Raw genomic sequence first — 19,870 nt, 5'->3', positions numbered from 1 at the left:
GCCCGCCGCCGGCGGGAGGGATCAGGCGTCGCTGGAGAAGCGGACGGCGGTCGGCGGCAGCGAGATGCCGGGCCACAGCCGCAGCCCGTCGCGCAGCTCGTTGCCCGGGCCGACACTCGCGCCGTCGCCCAGGATCACGCCGTCCAGGACCGCTCCCGGGCCGACCCGCGCGCCACGGCCGATGACCGAGTCGCGGACGGTCGCGCCCTCGGCGACGAACGCGCCGTCCTGCAGGACGCTGCCGAGCACGGTCGCGCCCGCCTCGATCTCCGCGCCGCGTCCGACCGTCGTGCCCTCCCGGACGACCGCGCCGTCGGACACCACCGCGCCCGGCAGGATCAGCCGGTCGCCCGGCTCGCCGGGCATCGCGGGCGAGGCGATCCGGCCCAGGACCAGGTCGCAGGAGCCGCGCACGAACGCCTCGGGGGTGCCCACGTCCAGCCAGTACGCCGACTCGACGTAGCCCGTCACGGTCGCCCCGGACGAGATCATCGTCGGGAACGTCTCGCGCTCGACCGACACCACCTCGCCCTCCGGGATCGCGTCGATCTCCGAGCGCCGGAACACGTAGCAGCCCGCGTTGATCTGGTTGGTGACCGGACGGGCCGCCTTCTCCAGGAACGCCGTCACCCGGCCGTTCCCGTCGGTCGGGACGACGCCGAACCGGGACGGGTCGTCCACGGTGGTCAGGTGCAGGGTCGCGGCGGCGTCCGACCGGTCGTGCAGCTCCACCTGCGCGCGGACGTCGTGCCCGGACAGGATGTCGCCGTTCAGGATCAGCACCGGGTCGTCCGGGGCGGAGGTCAGCGCCGCCGCCGCGTTCCGGATCGCCCCGCCCGTGCCGAGCGGCTCCCTCTCGCTGACGTAGGCCAGCTCGACGCCCTGCGCCTTGCGCCCGAACGCCGCCTCGAACATCTCGGCCCGGTAGGACGTGGCGAAGATGATCCGGGTGACGCCCGCCTCGTGCGCACGCGCGAGCTGGTGCGCCAGGAACGCGACACCGGCCGTGGGCAGCAGCGGCTTCGGCGTCGAGATCGTCAACGGGCGCAGCCGGGTTCCCTGTCCCCCGACCAGCAGGATCGCTTCCACTGGGCTCCTTCAGCGCTGTCCGAACCGGATCGTCCGGCGAGCCTAACGCGTTCCGCGACGACTCGTTCCCCACCGTGAGCGCCCCAGGCGAACCCCCAGATCAGCCGGGATGGGACGCCGCGTAGTGGGACACCGCGCGGGTGTAGGAGTCCAGGTGGGCGCGGGCCGAACCCTCCCAGGTGAAGAGCTCCGCGCGGGACGAGGCGGCCTCGGCCAGTTCGAGGCGCTGATCCGGCGCGTCCAGCAGGGTCGACAGGGCCGCGGCGATCGCGGGCGGGTCGGGCTCGGTGTAGGCGACGGCGTCGCCGCCGACCTCCGGCAGCGGGCCGCGCCGCGTGGTCAGGACCGTCCCGCCGCAGGCCATCGCCTCCAGCACCGGCAGCCCGAACCCCTCGCCGCGGCTCGGCAGCGCGACGACCAGCGCGCCGCCCAGGAACCCCGGCAGCAGCGACCAGGGCAGATACCCCGACCGGACGACCCTCAGGTGCGTCGGGACGACCGCGAGCGCCGCGTCGACCTCGTCGTCCCAGCCGCCCCCGCCCGCCAGGACCAGCGCGGGCGGGTCGGGACGGCCCGCGCACGCCCGCACCCAGCCGCGGATCAGGTTCGGCACGTTCTTGCGCGGTTCCAGCGCGCCCAGGTAGGCCACGTACGGGTGGCCGTGCAGGCCGAGCCGGTCGGAGACCCTCTTGACCTCCTCCGGGGACGGCCGCCGGAACGCCTCGTGGTCGACGCCGTGGTAGGCCACGTCGATGTGGTCGGGGTCGGCGTCCAGCACCCGGACCAGGTCGTCCCGGACGGCCCGGGACGGCACGATCATCCGGGTCGCGCGGCGCGCCGCCGCCCGGGTCGCCGACTTGATGTAGGACGTCCGGAGCGGGTCGTGCCGCTCGGGCTCGGCGAACAGCGTCACGTCGTGGATCGTCACGACCGTCGGCAGCCCGGCGTGCACCGGGATCGCGTAGTTCGGCAGGTGCAGCACGTCCGCGCCGACCTCGTGCGCGACGCGTGGCAGGCCGGTCTGCTCCCAGGCGAGCCGCGCGGCCCGGTGCGCCAGCTCCGCCGGGCCGGACACGACGCGCGCGCCCGGTGCGAGCGCCGCGTACCGCTCCCGCTCCACCCGCTGGCACGCGATCGCCAGGTCGGTCCCCATGCCGTACAGCGCGCGCAGGAGGCCCTCGGCGTAGCGGCCCAGCGCGCCGCGGTCGGCGGGGACGGCGGTGGCGTCCAGAAGGATCCGCGGCGGACGGTCCTCGCGCGGCACGCTCTCGCGCGGCACGTCGTCTCGCATCATGATCCCACCCCCGTGACGTAGATCACTCTTGACGATTCGAGCCTACGCCGATCGGGCCCGCCCGGGGGGTTTCATCCGCGTTCGCACGCCGATGGGACCGGCCGTTCCCGGCGACGCCTGCGCCCTCGCGCGAGCACCGAGATGTCGATCGAGATGTGTCGGTCAGCCCCGCTTGCGGGCCTGGACGAGCACGATGCTGCCGCGCTCGTTCGGGGCCTTGGCGTCCGTCGCGGCCACCAGCGGCGCGAGCGGCGCGGCGGCGTTGAAACCGACCTTGCCGCCGTACGTCGACAGCGACAGGTACAGCCGCTCGGCCGCCGCCGTCCGGAACTGGTAGGAGTGCCGGACGAGGTCGAGCCCGCGCTCGTCCATCAGCCTGGCCAGCGACTCGTGCGTGTAGGTGTGCTGGACGTGGTACCTGGCCTTGTGCGCGTCGCGCAGCTTCGGCCAGGCGTCCGCGCGGCTGAGCACGTCGGCGGACATGAAGATCTGCCCGCCCGGCCTCAGCACCCGGGCCATCTCGTCCAGCGACGTCCCGCCGTCGTCGAAGTGCTCGATCGCGCAGACCGACAGGATCGCGTCGAACGAGCCGTCCTGGAACGGCAGCTTCAGCGCGTCGCACTCGATCAGCGCGGGCGGGTTCGCCAGCGTCTTGCCGTACTCCATCTTCCCGCGCGCCAGGTCGATCGAGACCGCGAAGGCCCCGCGCCTGCGGGTCTGCCCGGCCCAGTACCCGTCGCCGCCCGCGACGTCGAGCACCTTCCTGCCGCGCAGGTCGTCGCCCATCCAGTCGAGGAGCGTCCCCGCCTCGCGATACCGGCACACGTGCACCTGGTGCCCGACGAAGGCCACCACATCCGAGATCTTCATCGGCCCCAGCCTATAGACGAAGCCCGGCCCGTTGGGCGCCGCGCACGCCACATACCCGGCGGAACACGGCGCGTCCGCGTGTCGCAGGAACCCGCGGAAGGCGCGGGCGCGCGGGGTTCGGCGGGTGGTCGTGAGGGTCCCCTACGCTGGGGACGTGAATCCCAAGGCCCTCGCCATGCGCGTGCTGCGCGTCGTGTTGCTGCTGCTCGCGCTCGTGTTCTGCGTGTGGTCGCTGGCCTCGCAGTGGGACGACACCGTGCGCGCGTTCGAGCAGATGTCCTGGTACACGCTGCTCGGGGCGTTCGCCCTCGGATTCGGCGGGCTGGTCGCCTGGATGCTCGCCTGGCGGACGTTCCTGAGCGGCCTCGGATCGGACCTGCCGGTGGTCGCGGCCTACCGGATCGCCCTCATCTCCGGGCTCGGCAAGTACGTCCCGGGCATGGTGTGGGTGCTCGTCTCCCAGGTCGAGATGGCCCGCGAGTACAAGGTGCCGAGGGCGCGGAGCTTCTCCGCGACGGTGCTGGCGATCGCGACGTCCACGGCGTCCGGGCTGGCGGTGGCGGCGGTCACACTGCCGCTGACCTCGCCGGAGGCGCGGGACCGCTACTGGTGGCTGTTCCTGCTGGCCCCGGTCCTCCTGGCGTGCCTGCACCCGAAGATCGTCACGTGGGGCCTGAACCTGGCGCTCAGGATCGTGCGCAGGCCGCCGCTGGAGCACCCGGTGAGCGTCGCGTCCACGCTGCGCGCCGTCCTGTGGACGGTCACCGGCTGGGTGCTGTTCGGCGGCCACCTGTGGGTGCTGTCCGCGGCGGCGGGCGGGTCCGGGGCGGGGCTGCCGTTCCTGGCGACCGGCGCGTACTCGCTGGCCTTCGTCGCCGGGCTCCTGGTGTTCCTCGCGCCCGGCGGGCTCGGGGCGCGCGAGGCCGTGATGGTGCTGGTGCTGTCCCCGGTGCTGCCGGCCGGCGCGCCGATCGTGGTGGCGCTCGCGTCCCGGGTGCTGCTGACCGCCGCCGACCTCGTCGGCGCGGGCTCGGCGTTCCTGCTCCGCGGGCACGCGAGAGAAGATCTCCCGGACGGGAATGAACCGGCCCCCGCCGGACTTTCCCCGAGTACGCAGACGACGGGCACCCGGCCCACCAAGGAGCAAGCATGAGCGCCCCCATCACCGTCACCGACGCGACGTTCGACGAGCTGGTCCTCAAGAGCGAGACCCCGGTCCTGGTGGACTTCTGGGCGGACTGGTGCGGCCCGTGCAAGATGATCGCGCCGGTGCTGGACGCCATCGCGGCCGAGCAGGACGGCAAGATCGTCATCGCGAAGATGGACTACGACCAGAACCCGCTGACCCCGAACAGGTTCGGCGTGCTCGGCCTGCCGACCCTGCTGCTGTTCAAGGGCGGCGAGGTGGCCGAGCAGATCGTGGGCGCCAAGCCGAAGCGCGCGCTGCTCAAGGTGCTCGAGCCGCACCTGGCGTAACGCCTCAGGACGCCGGAGCGCCCGCGCCTCGCGTAACGCCTCAGGGCGCTCGGCCCCCTTGCCGCGCCCGGCGTGGCGGCTCAGGGCGCCGGAGCGTCGGGCGCCGGAGACGCGCCCGGCGGGGCCAGGTCAGGGGCGGTCTCGCCCGAGGGCCCGGCCGCTCCGGAGGCGTCGGGAGCGGACGCCGCGCCGGTGAGCGCGGCGAGATAGACGTCCCACAGCGGGCCGTGGTCGGGAGCCTCGACCGCGGCCCGCAGCCGTTCCGGCTCCCCCGGCCCGTAGAACCGCTTGAGCGCGGCGGCGAGCGAGGCGACGTCGTCGGGATCGGCGAGCAGGCCGTCCGACCCGTCGCGGATCTGGTCCGGGAAGCCGCCGACGCGGGTCGCGACCACCGGGACGCCGTGCTCGAACGCCATCCACACGTTCTGCGAGGCCGTCGCCGCCCGGTACGGCAGGACGAGCGCGTCCACCGCCCCGAACAGCTCCGGCACCTCCGCCGCCGGGACGTACCCGGGCCGCAGCTCGACCCGGCCGGTCAGCCCCAGCGACGCGACCAGCGCCTCGGTCTCGTCCAGGCCGCCCCAGAACTCGCCCGCGACGGTGAGCGACACGTCCTGCGGGCCCTCGGCGAGTGCCCGCAGCAGCACGTCCAGCCCCTTGTACGGCCGGACGATCCCGAAGAACAGCAGCCGCTTCCGGACGCCGTCCGCCCGCTCGACCCCGCCGGACGGGGTGGGCAGGTGCGCGGGCATCTCCGCCACCCGCACCGGACGCGTCGTCAGCGTCCGCGCGAGCCTCGCCTGCTGCTCCGAGTGCACCAGCACCCGGGACACCCGGTTCAGCAGCGCCTTCATCAGCGGACGGTCGTACTGCCGCTGCTCGTGCGGCAGGACGTTGTGGCACAGCGCGACCACCGGCGTCCGCTTCCCGACCCCCGCGAGGATGCCCAGGTAGGCGGGCACCTGGATGGGGCTCAGGACGGCCAGCACGACCAGGTCGCAGCCGCGCAGCGACCGTCCGGCGCGCCACCAGCCGTCCGGGCGCCGCCAGTCGAGCCGGCGGAGCGTGTCCGGGAACGGCTCGCCCTCCGGCTCGGAGATCGTCTGCTGCCCCGGGTACAGGAACCCGGGGTACTGCGCCCGCCACGACTCGACGACCACCTCGTGCCCGGCGGCGGCGAGCCGGTGCGCCAGCTCGGTGGTGTGGTGCGCGCCGCCGCCCTTGTACGGGAAGGCCGGCCCGACGACCGCGATCCGCATCCGCTAGTCCCCCCGTGACCGCACGATCAGGTCCGCGAGCAGCGCCATCGATCCGATGATCAGCCCGGTGACGAAGATCAGGATGGTGTTGCTGGCGAAGTACCCGAAGTGCCAGACCATGTCGAAGACGCCCTTGGCGAGGCCGATGACGATCAGCCACAGCGCCAGCGGCATCAGCACCTTGAGCGGGTTGAAGTACATCACCATGCGCAGCACCTGCAGGATGTACCGGTAGGCGTCCTTGACGAAGTGGAACTTCGAGGTGCCCGCGCGCTTGGCGTAGTCGATCGGCACGTACGCGACGTGGTGCTGGTTCGACAGGAACGCGATGGTGATCGTGGTGACGCAGGAGAACCCGGGCGGCAGCAGCCGCAGGTAGGGCAGCGAGACCTCGCGCCGGAACGCGCGCAGCCCGGAGTTCAGGTCCGGGATCCGGGTGTTGGTGAGCCGCTCGGCGACCTTGCGGATGAACCACTTGGCCGGGACGCGCAGCAGCTTGTGGGTGCCCTCCTCGGACGTCCGCGCGCCGACGACCTGGTCGATCGAGGCGTCCTGGTCGAGCATGGCGACCAGCTCGGGGATCCGCTCGTTCGGGTAGGTCATGTCGGCGTCGGTCCACACGACGATGTCGCCGCGGGCCTGCTGGGTGCCGATCCGCCGGACGGTCCCGGACCCGCTGTTGTGCCGGAACGCGACGACCTTCATGCTCGGGAACCGCGGCTCGGCCTCGCGCAGCCGGGCCAGCGTGTCGTCGGTGGAGCAGTCGTCCACGGCGAGCAGTTCGTAGGCCATGCCGCTGTTGTCCATGGCCTTGGTGATCCGCTCGATCTCGTCGAGGACGTGGTCCTGCTCGTTGTAGCAGGGCAGCACGATCGTCACGTGGACGGGCCGGTCGTCCTCCGGGACGGTCTGGAACGCGTCCCCGGGCTCGGCGCGGAACACGGCGTCCGTCTCGGCGACGAACCCCGCGACGGCCTCCTCCGCGTCCGCCAGGGCGGTCGCGGCGTCCTGCGGGGCGCCGTTCGCGACACCGCCACCGGCTTCGCCGGCGAGGCCGGGCGCGGGTTCGGCCGCGGGCTCGGCCTCGGTCGTGGTCTCGGTGGCCGCGTCGGTCGTGGATGCCGCGTCCGGAGCGTTCTCCGGGGCGCGGGTGGTCGTCGAGGCGGCGGGCTGGGTACTCACGCAGGGCGAGGATAGTCGGTCACGGACGCGGGGGCTCGGTGATCCACACGTCGAGATTCAGTGTCCACGTGCCCTTCGGGGGCTTGACGAGGGTCCGCTCGTCCTGCCGGGTCCGGAGTGTCATGGCGTGCACCGGCTGCCCGTAGGGGGTCACCTCGCCCGCCGTCGCGCCCAGCAGGACGGGCGTCCGGCCCGCGTCGTAGATCTTGCCGACGACACGCCAGACGTCCGCCGGGGTGGCCTCCGGGGAGATCCGCGCGGACGGCTCGCCGCACATGCTGCGCAGAACCTGGAGGAACTGGTCGGCGTAGCTCTGGTCGAGGATCACGACCGAGCGGCCCGGCCCGATGCGGGCGCACAGGTCGCGGACTGCGGCGACCTCGTGCTGGTGTGTCCGGACCATCATGAACGGCGCCGACGACAGCCCGATCGGGATCCCGAGCGTCGCGCAGGAGGCCAGGGCGACCACGGCGGTCGGACGGCGCCCGAACCCGGTGCGGCGGACGCGCCGGACCAGCCACGCCGCCGCCCACACCGCGAGCAGCAGCAGCCCGGGGATGACGACCGCGATGAGCCGCCGGGACGCCCACGGGTGGTCCGGGGTGATCCCGGGCCGGTAGAGCACCAGGACGGTCGTCCAGACGATCACCGCGTAGGGCAGCAGCCACTCCGGGGTGCGGCGCCGCAGCAGCCGCCGGGCCAGCAGCGCCGCGCCGAACGTCGCGGCGAGCAGCGCGGGCACCCCGATGTACCAGATCACCCAGTGCATGGACTGCTCGGAGTACTGCCGGGTGCCGTCCAGCGGCAGGTGGTTGATCCGCTGGACCTCCTCGATGAAGTGCGCGTTCTGCGTGTCGTCGGGGTTCGCCGGGACCCGCCGGACGGTCTGCAGCCACGGCCGTGCGACCAGCGCCGCGACGACGGCGAGGGTGAGCCAGGCCGCCAGGTCCGGGACCCGGCCGCGGGCGACGACGGCGGCGACCGCGCGCAGCCGCGGCCCGGTGCGCTCCCACCGCAGCAGGACGACCAGCGCGGCGGTCAGCGCGACCAGGACGACCACCATCCCCAGCAGCGGCACCAGCGACGCGCGCAGGTAGACCAGGTAGGGACGGGACAGCAGGAAGCCCTCGGCGAGGCCGAGCCCGGCCCCGGCGGTGAGGCCGAGCGCGAGCGGCAGGCCGGTGCGGCGGCGCCGCGCGACCAGCAGCCCGGCGAACACCACCACGGGCAGGACGTCGCGGAGCCCGTCGATCCGGACGAGCACGATCAGCCCGAGCATGCCGCCCGCGAGGAACGCCTTGGCCCGCGCGGAGCTCGGCATGAGCCGCCAGTACCGTCCGGTGCGGCGCGGCTCGTCCACGGCCTGGGCGCGCACGTCGTAGAGCATCGCGAGGCCGCCGAACAACAGCACCATCGCGGGCAGCTCGCTGTAGGTGGAGCGGGACACCCAGATCATCGGCAGCGTCAGCGCGAGCAGCAGCGCCCCGGCGGGGGCCCAGCGCGGCCCGACCAGCCGGGCGACCAGGCCGCCGAACGCGAGCACGGCCGCCGCCCCGAGCAGCGGCGCCATCAGCAGCATCGCCCGGACGCCGCCGAGCCAGCCGCCGAACGACAGCACCAGCGGCAGCCCGGCCATGAACTGCGGGTCGATGTCGTCCCCGACCTGGTAGAAGGCCAGCGAGCCGAAGCCGAGCGCCGGGTCGCCGCCGCCGAACGCGGCCCGGTCCTGCGAGATCGGCAGGGAGCCGTGGTCGTTCAGCCAGAGCGCGAACTGCACGTAGGACGCCGGGTCGCGGCGCACGATGATCTGCTCGGAGCACATCACGACCTGGACGACCAGGAAGGCGACCGCGACGAGCAGCACGCCGAGGGCCGACCAGCGCGGCACCGGCCCGATCGGCCCCGGCCGCGGCTCGTCCGCGACGCGCGGCGCGTCCCTCAGGCCGAGCCACAGCACCACGCCCGCGACCGGCACGAACAGGACGAACGCGGGCCCGAAGTCGAAGACGCCCGCCAGCAGCAACGGCGCGGACACCGTCAACCACGCCACCAGTAGAAGGGCGGGTGCGACGGTGATGCGGGCGAGCAGCCGCCCCGCGCTCATCGGTGGATTCCCCGGACGTCCATCGAAGCGGAGCGTATCGGCATCGCCTGGGCGGCGACGCCGCGCGACGCCCCGCGACACCGTGCGACGCCGCACCGTGCGACACCGCTCGACGCCGTGCGACGCCGTGCGACGCCGTGCCGCACCTGCGGGCGCCCGAGGTCGGCGGGATCCGGGGCCGGGGCGTACGCTCCGTCCATGACGGCTCCCAAGATCGCGACCGACCCCGCGGGGCTGCTGAGCGCCCGTGTGGAGTCGGACCCGTCCCGGCCCTTTGTCACTTTCTACGACGACGCGAGGAACGAGCGCGTCGAGCTCTCGGCCCGGGTCTTCGACAACTGGGTCGCGAAAACCGCCAATTTCCTCGTGGACGGGCTCGGCGCGCAGCCGGGCGACAAGGTCGTCCTGGCGCTGCCCGAGCACTGGCAGACGCTGGTGTGGCTGGTGGCGTCGTGGTCGGCGGGCCTGCACGTCCACCTGGACGGGCCCGGCAAGGTCGAGGGGCCGTACCTCCTGGCGGTGGCCGAGGAGGACCTCGCGGACGTGGACGATTCCGAAGCGGACGAGGTCATCGGCCTCTCACTGCACGCGCTGGGCGGCCCGATGGCGGACGTTCCGCCCGGAGTGACCGACTACGCGGTGGAGGTTCGTGCCCATGGCGACCGGTTCCGGCCGGAACGCTCCTATGCCGACGACCCCCTGCTCACTGTGACAAAGGCCACATACTCGGGGGCGGAACTGGTCACCGAGGCACGGACGTCCGCCGCGCGCTGGGCCTTGGACGCACGGGACAGGCTCTTGGTTCACGTGCCCCTCACCACCCACCCAGGGGTACTGATCACCCTGCTCGCACCGCTAGCCTCAGGATCTTCCGTCATAATCCAACGAAACTTTGACAAAGCGTCGCTAGATCGGCGTTTGACCCTGGAGCATGTGACCGCAGTGGCCGGAGTACCGGCCGGAACCGCCGCACCGAATGCCGGATCCGGACCCGTTCGACGGCTCGACTGACCTAATCTCTGACTGATTCCGCGACCCCCACGGGCGGGCCCGACCCCCATCACGGAGCCGATGAACGACAACCCCATGTACATGGAGTACGTCGACGACGCCGACTCACCGGAGCCGGCGCGCCGACGCGGCTGGCGCATCCTCGGATGGGTGAGCATCGGCCTCTCGGCCGTCATGGTCGCCGGCTCCCTGACGACGTACGGCATCTACCGCCAGGCCTTCGGCAACATCGCGCACGAGGACACCAACGCCCTCGTCGGCCCCAACCGGCCGAAGAAGCTGAACAACGCGATGAACATCCTGATGCTCGGGTCCGACAGCCGGGCGGGCGCGAACGCCGCCTACGGACGCAGCATGAAGGACGAGGCGCCGCGCTCCGACACGATCATCCTGTTGCACCTCTCGCCGGGCGGCGGGCAGGCGTTCGGGGTCAGCTTCCCCCGCGACCTCATGGTGTCGATCCCCTCCTGCAAGAAGACGAACGGCGCCACCACGCCCCCCCAGGGCAAGGCGCAGATCAACTCGGCCTACACGCTCGCCGGGCCGTCCTGCACGGTCAAGACCATCGAGAGCATCACGAACCTGCGGATCGACCACTTCATGGAGGTCAACTTCGTCGGGTTCAAGTCGATCACCAACGCCATCGGCGGCGTGCCGGTCTGCCTGCCCAAGGCCGTCGACGACCCCAAGTCGAAGCTGCACCTGTCCAAGGGCAAGCACGTGATCAAGGGTGACCAGGCGCTCGCGTACGTGCGCGTCCGGCACGGCCTCGGCGACGGCTCCGACCTCGGCCGCATCAAGCGCCAGCAGAAGTTCATGGGCGCGCTCGCCAACAAGGCGATGAGCGCGGGCGTGCTGAGCAACCCGAGCAGCCTGCTGAAGCTGATCAGCGCGGGCACCAAGTCCCTGAAGACCGACAGCGAGCTCAGCCCGAGCACGATGATGAAGATCGGCTCGGGCATGCAGGGCATGACGTCCGGCAAGCTCCGCTTCATCACCGCCCCGTGGGGCCCGGACCCGGCCGACCCCAACCGCGTCGTGCTGAGCCAGCCCGGCGCGGACAACTTCTTCAACGCGCTGCGCAACGACCGCTCGGTGCCGGAGGAGAAGAAGCCCGCCGCCGGAGCCGCGCCCAAGATCCCGGCCTCCCAGGTGAAGGTGCGCGTCTACAACGCCAGTGGCGCGGCCGGGCAGGCCGGCCGGGTCGCCGAGCTGCTGCGCCAGCAGGGCTTCCAGGTCGAGGTCGGCGGCAACTACTCGTCGATCAGCTCCAAGACCAAGATCCAGTACGGCGCCGGCGCCGACCAGCAGGCGAAGACGCTGGCCGCGAAGGTCCCGGGCGCCGCGTCCCCGGCCCCCGCGACGAGCGGCGGCCTGTCCGGCATGGTCGACCTGGTCATCGGCACCGACTGGACGAGCACCAGCCTCAAGGGCGGCAAGTCCGGCGGCCCGATCCCCAAGCAGCAGGGCGAGATCAAGGCCGACGACAACCTCTGCGACGGCAACTAGCCGCGCACCCCGCGGAGGCCGGGCCACGTCCCCCAGCCAAGGCCCCGGCCTCCGCGTCCGCCGAAGTCCCCACCCCGGCAAGGACCCATGACGTACACCGGCACCCCTCCCGCACCCCCGCGCATCGAGCACCCACCGATCCGGGTGGGCCCCCCGGGAGAGGCCCCGGCACCACCTCCGGTCACGGACGGGAACGCTCCACTCACCCCAGGCGACAGGCCGCGCAAGCAGCGCGACCCGTTCTTCGACAACGCCAAGTTCATGGCGATCCTGCTCGTCGTCATGGGCCACTGCCTGGCGCAGCTGGGCAACGTTCCCCTGGCCAGGACGCTGTACCTGGCCATCTACATGTTCCACATGCCGCTGTTCATCGTGATCACCGGCTACTTCTCCCGGAACTGGACGTTCTCGGCGGGCCGCACCCGCAAGCTGATCACGTCCGTGGGCGTGCCCTACGTGATCTTCCAGACCGCCTACACCGTCTTCGACTGGTCGGTCGGCCGGAACAAGCTCGAGATCAGCCTGCTCGACCCGTACTTCCTGACCTGGTTCCTGTGCGCGCTGTTCCTGTGGCGGCTGTCCACGCCGGTCTGGCAGCAGGTCCGCTGGCCGGTCGCCGTCGCCGTCGGGTTCTCGCTGCTGTCGTACATGAGCGATCTCGGCACCACGCTCGACCTGCACCGGGTGATCGGCCTGCTGCCGTTCTACGTGCTCGGCCTGTCGCTGAAGCCGCAGCACTTCGAGTACCTGAAGAAGCCCGTCCTGCGGCCGATCGGCGCGGCCCTGCTGATCGGCGCGGTCGGCGTGGCCTGGTTCGCCCGGGCCCGCATGGACCTGAACTGGCTCTACTGGAAGGACCCGCACAGCGACTTCGGCGTGGACAACATCACCGGCTCGGGCATGCGGCTGGCGATGATGGCCGCCTCGCTCGTCCTGATCGCGGCCTTCCTGACCCTCGTGCCGCGGCGGCGGACGTGGTTCACCAAGCTCGGCGCGACCACGCTCTACGCCTACCTGCTGCACGGCTTGATCACGCGCTTCCTCGGGTACATGGGCTGGTGGGACGTGTCCTTCCTGCACACCGTCCCCGGAGTGCTCGCCGTCCTCGCCGGCGCCTGCGTCGTGGGGACGTTCCTCTGCTCCAAGCCCGTCGTGCGCTGCTTCCGGTGGGCGATGGAGCCGAAACTCGACTGGGCCTTCCGCAGAACACCCGTCGGATAGCCTCTGCACCAAGCCGGATCCGGATCCGGGTCCGGCCTCCTCTAGACAGCCGTTGGAGTACCGTGTCACCGCTGTTGAGCGTCGTCGTGCCGTTCTACAACGTCGAGGCGTACCTTGAGCCCTGCCTGGAGTCGCTGGCCCGGCAGACGCTGAGCGACCTCGAAGTGATCATGGTGGACGACGGGTCGACCGACTCCAGCGCCACGATCGCCAAGAACTTCGCCGCCAAGGACGGCCGGTTCCGGCTCGTCCAGCAGCAGAACCAGGGCCTCGGCCCGGCCCGGAACGCTGGCGTGCCCCACTCGGCCGGCCGGTTCCTGGCGTTCGCCGACAGCGACGACATCATCCCGCGCTACGCCTACGAGCTGATGGTGGCCTCCCTGGAGGAGACCGGCTCGGACCTGGCCTGCGGCGGCGTCCGCCGGTTCGGCGTGAACGGCCTGACCCAGTCGCCCATGCACCGGAAGATCTTCCAGATCGACCGGAAGGCGACCCACGTCAGCGAGTTCCCCGAGCTGCTGAACGACCGGACCGCCTGGAACAAGGTCTTCCGGCGCGCCTTCTGGGACAAGCACTCCTTCGCCTTCCCCGCCGGCCTCTACGAGGACATCCCGGTCACGATCCCCGCGCACGTCCTGGCCGCCAAGGTCGACGTGCTGCACGAGGCGGTCTACCACTGGCGCATCCGCGAGTCGGGCGCCCGCTCGATCACCCAGCGCCGCACCGAGCCCGGCAACCTCGCCGACCGGATGCGGTCGGTCACCTCGGCCTCGACGTTCCTCGCCGAGAACGCGCCGGAGCTGAAGGACCGCTACGACCACTTCGCGCTCGCCGACGACATCCGGATCTTCCTCAACGTCGTCGACCAGGGCGACGAGCTGTACCGCGAGACCTTCTTCGACCTGGTCAACGGCGTCCTCGACCGGATGGACCCGCACGTCTACGACGATCTGCCCGCGATCGACCGGCTGAAGTTCCACGCCGTCCGGCAGCGGCTCATGCCCGAGCTGGTGGAGATCGTCTCGTTCGCCAAGAGCCACCCCGACCGCGGCAGCGCGATCCAGCTCCCCGAGCACCCCGGGAAGTGGTTCGGCGACTACCCCTACCTCGGCGACCCCCGCTTCCCGACCAGCCTCTACGAGCTGCGGGACGAGCTGCAGCTCAAGACCGGCATCGACGACATCCGCTGGCGGGACGGTCGGCTGCGGATCGAGGGGCACGCCTACATCGACCGGATGCACGTCCCGAACGAGTCCGACGCGACCATCGAGATCGAGCTCCGCCGCCGGCGCCTGCTGCTCAAGTCCAAGGTCCTGCGCCCGGACGTCGAGCGGATGCGCCGCCCGGACGTCACCGCCGAGAGCAAGCAGGCCACCGCCGACCTGTCCGGCTCCGGCTTCGCCTTCGAGGTGACCCCGGAGCAGCTCGGTTCCGGCGAGGGCACCTGGCACGTCTACGTGACCGTCAGCGCCCACGGCGTCAGCCGTCACGACCGTCTCACCGGCCCCAAGGGCGCCGGGCTGTGGCCGCCGCTCCACGAGACCTCGCCCGGCAAGCTGATCAAGCCCAAGTACAGCCAGGCCGGAGAGCTGCTCATCGGCGTCCAGTCCGTCCGGGCGAAGGTCACCTCCATCAGCGTGGACGGCACGCGTCTGCTGCTGACCGGCTGGGTCCGGCGCGAGGACGCGGCCTGCGTGACCAACGGCCACCTGGAGATCGCGCTCCGCCAGGGCATGGTCAAGGTCAAGCAGCCCGTCCGCAAGACCGGGACCGGCGACGGCGGCCGGGTGGAGTTCGCCGCCGAACTCGACATCACCGAGCTCGCCGCGCAGACGGAGGCGGGCGACTCCGCCGAGACCGGCGACAGCATCGACTGGGACGTGTCCCTGCGCACCAAGGGCACCACGCTGCGCCTCGCGGTCGAGGCCGACCTGGTGGACCTCCGCGCCGGCGTGGCCGGACGCGAGTACGACGTCATCGCCACCAAGTACGGCAACCTGACGCTGGTCGAGCGCGCGCCGCGGCTGGTGGTCACCGGCACCCGGTGGCTGGACGGCTCCACGATCGAGCTCACCGGCTCCAGCGCCGACGAGCGCAACCGGCCGGACCGGCTGATCCTGCGCATGCGCCGCTCCACCCTGGCCACCGAGGTGCCGCTGACCTGGGACGGCCCGCGCTTCACCGCGCAGCTCGACGGACGCAGCGGCGGGCTGCCGCTGTCCAGCGGGCGCTGGGACCTCTACGCCCCCGGCGAGCGCGGCGACCTCACCGTCGGCATCGACCGGGGCGCGCGCGGCGCGCTGCCCGAGCCCCACTTCGTGGGGATGCACGAGCTGGTGCTGAAGGCCCACCGGGGCGACCTGCTCCACCTGTTCGTCCGGCGGGCCCTCACCGACGACGAGCGCGGCCCCTACGCCCAGCGGCGCATGCAGCGCGCCCTGTACGGGGCGGCGAACACCGCGCCGATCCGCGACGTGGTGGTGTTCGAGAGCTACTTCGGCAAGCAGTACTCCGACAACCCGCAGGCGATCTACGAGGAGATGGTCCGCCGCGACCTGCCCTTCGAGTACGTCTGGGGCAGCAACGACGGCCAGTTCACCGTCCCGGTCGGCGACGCCCGCACGGTGCTGCGCGGCTCGCGGGACTACCACGAGCTCGTGGCCTCGGCCCGGTTCGTGGTCGACAACTGCCTCAAGCCGTCCGGGTACGCCAAGCGCCCCGGCCAGGTGTACCTCCAGACCTGGCACGGCACCCCGTACAAGCACATCGCCTACGACCTGGTGCGCAACGGCCGGATCGCCAGCAACACCACCAAGCTCAGCCGGTACGAGGAGGACGTGCCGCTCTGGGACCGGCTGATCTCCCCGAGCCCGCACGTCACCGGCATGCTGCGGGACGCCTTCCGGTACGAGGGCGAGGTGCTGGAGGTCGGCTACCCGCGCAACGACATGCTCTTCGCGCACGACGCGGACGCGCGCGAGCGGCGGGTCCGCGACCGGCTGGGCATCCCGTACGACCGTCCGGTGGCGCTGTACGTGCCGACCTGGCGCGAGGACATCTGGCTGACCGGCGGCCGGACCGCCGAGCTGGTGCTGCCCGCCGACCAGATCGCCGCCTCGCTCGGCGACTCGTGGGCGGTGCTCGTCCGGCAGCACCACATGGTCGCGGACCGGACGGTCGGGATCGGCGACGGCGTGGTGGACGTCACCCGCTACCCCGACATCTCCGAGCTCTACCTGATCGCGGACGTGGTGATCACCGACTACTCGTCGGTCATGTTCGACTTCGCCGCGACCGGCCGCCCGATCCTGTTCTACGTCCCCGACCTGGACTTCTACCAGGACGAGCTGCGCGGAACCTACTTCGACCTGACCGCCGAGGCGCCCGGCCCGCTGCTGCGCGAGCCGGACGAGGTGCTGGAGGCGCTGCGCGACATCGACGCGACCAGCCGCCGGCACTCCTCCGCGTACGCGGCGTTCCGGCAGAAGTACTGCGCCATGGACGACGGGCTCGCCTCCCAGCGGGTGGTCGACCACCTGCTGTCCCTGCGCACGGACTGATCACCCCGGCCGATCGGGCCTGGTCGGGCCTGATCGGGCCGCTGTCGGCCGATCGCCGTCCGGTCGATGATCATCAGTGACCCGCTGATCATCGACCGGTCCTGTCCCCCGCAGGGGCGCGACGCGGGTGCGCGGGCGCGGGCGGGTGGTCGCTTCGTGCCGGTCCATCGGGCGTCCGGCCGATTGTCCCGGACGCCCGAATGATCACTTCCCGGTGACGACTGGGCGACTTCGCGGAGTCTCGCGCGTGGAGGGCCGGTAGCATCAGGTGGCGCGGGGTTGCGACGTTTTTCCGAGGCACGGGGACCGGCCTCGATCCATTTTCTCGAAAGGACTGGCTCTCCATGGCGAACTTCACGCTCGATGACGTTCGGCAACGGACGTACAAAGCGCGTGACGCATGGTGGACGGTCTTGCTGGTCGATCCGCTCGCCTCGCGAATGGTCAAGTTCACGGCCAACAAGACCAACATCACTCCGAACCAGCTCACCGTCGGCGCGCTGATCCTCGGGCTGGGCGCGGGCGGCTGTTTCGCCGTGGGCACCTGGCCGATGCTGCTGGTCGGCGCGCTGCTCTACCACCTGTCGTTCACGCTCGACTGCATGGACGGCAAGATCGCGCGGCTGAAGGGCACCGGCTCGATCTTCGGCGCCTGGCTGGACTACATCTTCGACCGCGTCCGCGTGCTGGCCTGCGCGATCGCCCTGATGGGCGGCGCGTACGCGCGCACCGGCAACGTCGCCTACGTGTGGACCGCGATCGCCGTGGTGTTCCTGGACATGCTCCGGTACATGGACGCCCTGGAGATCTACAAGGTCCGCTCCCAGATGCGCAACAAGCTGCGCGACCTGGGCGCGCAGGCCACCACCCTGGAGGCCGCCGCCCGCGCCGCGCGCGGCGAGGTCCCGGGCGGCATGGGCGCCGCCGTGGACGCCGAGCTGTCGTCGGCCGAGCGGGCGCTCGGCAGCGACCCCGAGGCCGACATGGAGGACCGGGTCGTCGGCGACAACCCGAACATCGCGCTGCAGGCCGACTTCAACCAGAAGTTCCCCTGGTACGCGCGCGTCCGGGACGCCCTGCTGCGCGGCCGGATCCGTCCGCACCTGATCTCCGGCATCGAGTTCCAGATGGGCGTGTTCATCGTCGCCCCGCTGGTCGCCGCGGTCATCCCCGGCGCGATCATCCCGGTGACCGTGCTGTCCGGCATCGGCATGATGGCCTTCGAGCTGGTGATCATCTACAAGTTCTGGCTGTCCAGCCGGGCCTACACCAAGTCGCTCGGCAAGCTCGAGCGGCGCGTCGAGGAGGCGCGGGCCCAGGTCCCGCAGGAGGAGCTGGAGCGCCTCTCGCTCGCCTGATCCACTCGCGCGGTCCGTCCGGCCTTCCCGAACGGACCGCACTCTGGACGCCCCCGGCCGGTCACCGGCCGGGGGCGTCCGCCGTTTCCGGGTCCTTCTCCGTGCCCTGGTCCCCGGCGTCATCGGCCTCACCGGCTTCCTCAGCCTCTGGGGCCTTTTCAGCTTCCTCAGCCTCTGGAGCCTTCTCGGCCTCTTCAGCCTCGGGGTCCTCTTCAGGCTCCTTGGGCTCTTCGCCGTCCTCGGGGTCGTCCTTCACCTCGGGCTTCACCTCGGGGTCGGGCTCGTCCTCGGCCTCGGACTCGGCTTCCTCGGCCTTGGCCTTGGGGGCTGGTTCGTCCGTTTCCGGCTTCTCCGGCTGCGGTTCCGGTGCTTCGGAGTCGTTCTCGTCCGGTTCACCGGACGGGACGTCCGCCACGGCCTCGCTGGTGGCGGCCACGGCCTCACGGCGCGGCTCGCGGGCGAGGGCGAGCCCGGCGGCCAGGGCCGCGAACGGCGTGGCGGGCAGGACGTAGCGGTAGTCGAAGTCGGCCGTCGCCGCCGGGACGACCAGCAGCGCGAGCCCGATCCCGAACGGCAGCAGGACGTGCCCGCCGATCCTGCGGACCCGGACCACGACGCCGACCAGGCCGACGCCCAGCAGGATCCCGAGGAACGTGCCCGGCATGAAGTAGTGGCGCTGGTAGTCGCGCATGAAGCCGCCGTAGGGCTCCACGACGCGGGACTCGGCCGTCCGGCCGCCGTAGTCGTAGGCGGCCATGGCGTTCCACGTCCGGAGCGCGCCGCCCTCCGGGAACTGGTACTCCTCGACCGTGCCGGGGTTCGGGTAGTCCACGCGCTTCCAGGCGAACGCGCGCCAGGTGTCGCGCCAGACCGTCGCGGCGTAGTCCCCGGGCTGCTTCTCGATGGCCCGCATGGCGAACCGGCCGGCGAGCTCGTTGGTCCGGGGGTCGTCCATGTCCCAGGGCAGCTGGTCGAACGGCGAGTCGGCCATCCACATGGCCTGGAACGCCGCCGCGATCTCCGGATCCCGGATCACCTTGTCCTGGCAGAAGATCTGCAGCTCCGGGTCGGGCTTGATCTTCATGCAGTCGGCGAAGCCGGAGACCCGTCCGTAGAGGAAGACCTTGTCGGTCGAGGTGAACGACCACTGCCCGTAGTAGGAGTGGAACCAGAAGATGTAGCCGACCAGCGGCACGACGCCCGCGACGGCCGTCGCCGTGACCGTCCGCCAGCCCACCCGCCGGACGGCCAGGCAGAACACCAGGACGATCAGCATCGGCAGCCCGACCGACCGGACGTCCGCGGACGCGCCGACGATGAACCCGGCGAGCGCTCCGGCCCACAGGGGCGTCTTCCGCCACCACATCGCGAGCGTGATCCCGCAGGCCAGCAGGAACGTGAACGGCACGTCGGACATGAGCATGTGCTCGAGCTGGATCTGGTAGGCGTCGTAGAGCACCGGCACGGCCAGCAGGGACGCGATCACGCCGGGGACCCAGATCCACAGCCGGGGCGCGCCGCGCCGCAGCCCCCGGTACAGCAGGGTGTAGACCATCAGGCCCATCAGGACGCCCATCGCGTGCTGCATCACGAGCACGCCGTCGAAGCCGCCGAACGGCCGGACCGCCGCGAGGATGAGCGAGTACCCGGACGGCCGCAGCGGGGACGGCCGCAGGTCGAGGGCGCCGGTCACATACGTCCGGGAGTCCCCGAACCACAGGACGGACCCGAAGCCGAGCAGCGTGACGACCCGGAGCGCGATCGCCCCGCCCACCACGACCAGGAAGACGGTGTGCGCGGCGAGGAACCGGCCTATCGCGCGCGGCCGGGGCAGAAGCATCCGCGGCCGGAACCCGCCCGGCCGGAGTCGATCGAACCGCCCGGCCTTGCTCGGCCCGGACGTTTGGACGGCATCAAGGGAGGTCCGGTCGGACAAA

General features: G+C 71.8%; 14 protein-coding genes. 7 read left to right on the top strand and 7 right to left on the bottom strand.

All coding sequences use genetic code 11. The features are described 5' to 3' along the window. Positions 1-21: 21 nt before the first annotated feature. From manB to P696_RS0133010, 3 genes are all read right to left on the bottom strand, one after another. Positions 22-1,089 (bottom strand): mannose-1-phosphate guanylyltransferase, encoded by a 1,068-nt coding sequence (manB, locus tag P696_RS0133020; RefSeq protein ID WP_026415679.1) that lies wholly within the window; start codon positions 1,087-1,089, stop codon positions 22-24. Between the two features lie 100 nt (positions 1,090-1,189). Further along, a complete protein-coding gene (locus P696_RS0133015) occupies positions 1,190-2,383 on the bottom strand; it encodes a glycosyltransferase family 4 protein (RefSeq protein WP_245627905.1) in 1,194 nt (397 codons plus the stop codon). 162 nt (positions 2,384-2,545) lie between these two features. Further along, the gene (locus P696_RS0133010) at positions 2,546-3,253 is read right to left on the bottom strand and encodes a class I SAM-dependent methyltransferase (protein ID WP_026415677.1); all 708 of its coding nucleotides are present in this window, start codon (positions 3,251-3,253) and stop codon (positions 2,546-2,548) included. 154 nt (positions 3,254-3,407) lie between these two features. On the opposite strand from P696_RS0133010, the gene P696_RS49685 reads away from it, so the two are divergent. Both P696_RS49685 and trxA read left to right on the top strand, forming a co-directional pair. Further along, a complete protein-coding gene (locus tag P696_RS49685) occupies positions 3,408-4,406 on the top strand; it encodes a lysylphosphatidylglycerol synthase transmembrane domain-containing protein (protein ID WP_245627904.1) in 999 nt (332 codons plus the stop codon). After that, complete coding sequence (gene trxA, locus P696_RS0133000) at positions 4,403-4,729, top strand: thioredoxin (protein WP_026415676.1); 327 nt, start codon at positions 4,403-4,405, stop codon at positions 4,727-4,729. The genes P696_RS49685 and trxA overlap by 4 nt, the downstream gene beginning before the upstream one ends. An 80-nt stretch (positions 4,730-4,809) precedes the next feature. On the opposite strand, the gene P696_RS49680 is transcribed toward trxA, so the two are convergent. The 3 genes from P696_RS49680 to P696_RS0132985 all read right to left on the bottom strand — a co-directional run bounded on the left by P696_RS49680 (position 4,810) and on the right by P696_RS0132985 (position 9,274). Beyond that, on the bottom strand, positions 4,810-5,988 hold the full coding sequence (locus tag P696_RS49680; protein WP_084338590.1) for a glycosyltransferase family 4 protein: 1,179 nt from the start codon (positions 5,986-5,988) through the stop codon (positions 4,810-4,812). A gap of 3 nt (positions 5,989-5,991) precedes the next feature. Next, a complete protein-coding gene (locus P696_RS0132990) occupies positions 5,992-6,930 on the bottom strand; it encodes a glycosyltransferase family 2 protein (protein ID WP_026415675.1) in 939 nt (312 codons plus the stop codon). Between the two features lie 259 nt (positions 6,931-7,189). Next, positions 7,190-9,274 carry a hypothetical protein gene (locus P696_RS0132985; protein ID WP_026415674.1) on the bottom strand — a complete coding sequence of 695 codons (2,085 nt, stop codon included), beginning with the start codon at positions 9,272-9,274 and terminating at the stop codon, positions 7,190-7,192. A 198-nt stretch (positions 9,275-9,472) separates the two neighbouring features. On the opposite strand from P696_RS0132985, the gene P696_RS0132980 reads away from it, so the two are divergent. The 5 genes from P696_RS0132980 (at position 9,473) to P696_RS0132960 (ending at position 17,933) form a co-directional block, all read left to right on the top strand. Continuing rightward, on the top strand, positions 9,473-10,285 hold the full coding sequence (locus P696_RS0132980; RefSeq protein WP_026415673.1) for a TIGR03089 family protein: 813 nt from the start codon (positions 9,473-9,475) through the stop codon (positions 10,283-10,285). 60 nt (positions 10,286-10,345) lie between these two features. After that, positions 10,346-11,794, top strand: a complete 1,449-nt coding sequence (locus P696_RS0132975; RefSeq protein WP_034488225.1) for an LCP family protein — start codon at positions 10,346-10,348, stop codon at positions 11,792-11,794. Positions 11,795-11,881: 87 nt separating this feature from the next. Further along, a complete protein-coding gene (locus tag P696_RS49675) occupies positions 11,882-13,015 on the top strand; it encodes an acyltransferase family protein (RefSeq protein ID WP_084338588.1) in 1,134 nt (377 codons plus the stop codon). 74 nt (positions 13,016-13,089) lie between these two features. Next, a complete protein-coding gene (locus tag P696_RS0132965) occupies positions 13,090-16,575 on the top strand; it encodes a bifunctional glycosyltransferase/CDP-glycerol:glycerophosphate glycerophosphotransferase (RefSeq protein WP_051468451.1) in 3,486 nt (1,161 codons plus the stop codon). A gap of 413 nt (positions 16,576-16,988) precedes the next feature. Further along, positions 16,989-17,933, top strand: coding sequence for a CDP-alcohol phosphatidyltransferase family protein (locus P696_RS0132960; RefSeq protein ID WP_342669047.1), 945 nt, complete (start codon positions 16,989-16,991; stop codon positions 17,931-17,933). Positions 17,934-17,994: 61 nt separating this feature from the next. Here P696_RS0132960 and P696_RS49670 read toward each other — a convergent pair whose 3' ends face one another. Further along, on the bottom strand, positions 17,995-19,773 hold the full coding sequence (locus P696_RS49670) for a hypothetical protein (protein WP_051468450.1): 1,779 nt from the start codon (positions 19,771-19,773) through the stop codon (positions 17,995-17,997). Positions 19,774-19,870: the final 97 nt, after the last annotated feature.

Source organism: Actinomadura oligospora ATCC 43269, from assembly GCF_000518265.1.
Lineage (GTDB): Bacteria > Actinomycetota > Actinomycetes > Streptosporangiales > Streptosporangiaceae > Spirillospora > Spirillospora oligospora.
Note: the sequence above shows the minus strand (reverse complement) of the source record. Positions and strands in the feature narration are given on the sequence as shown.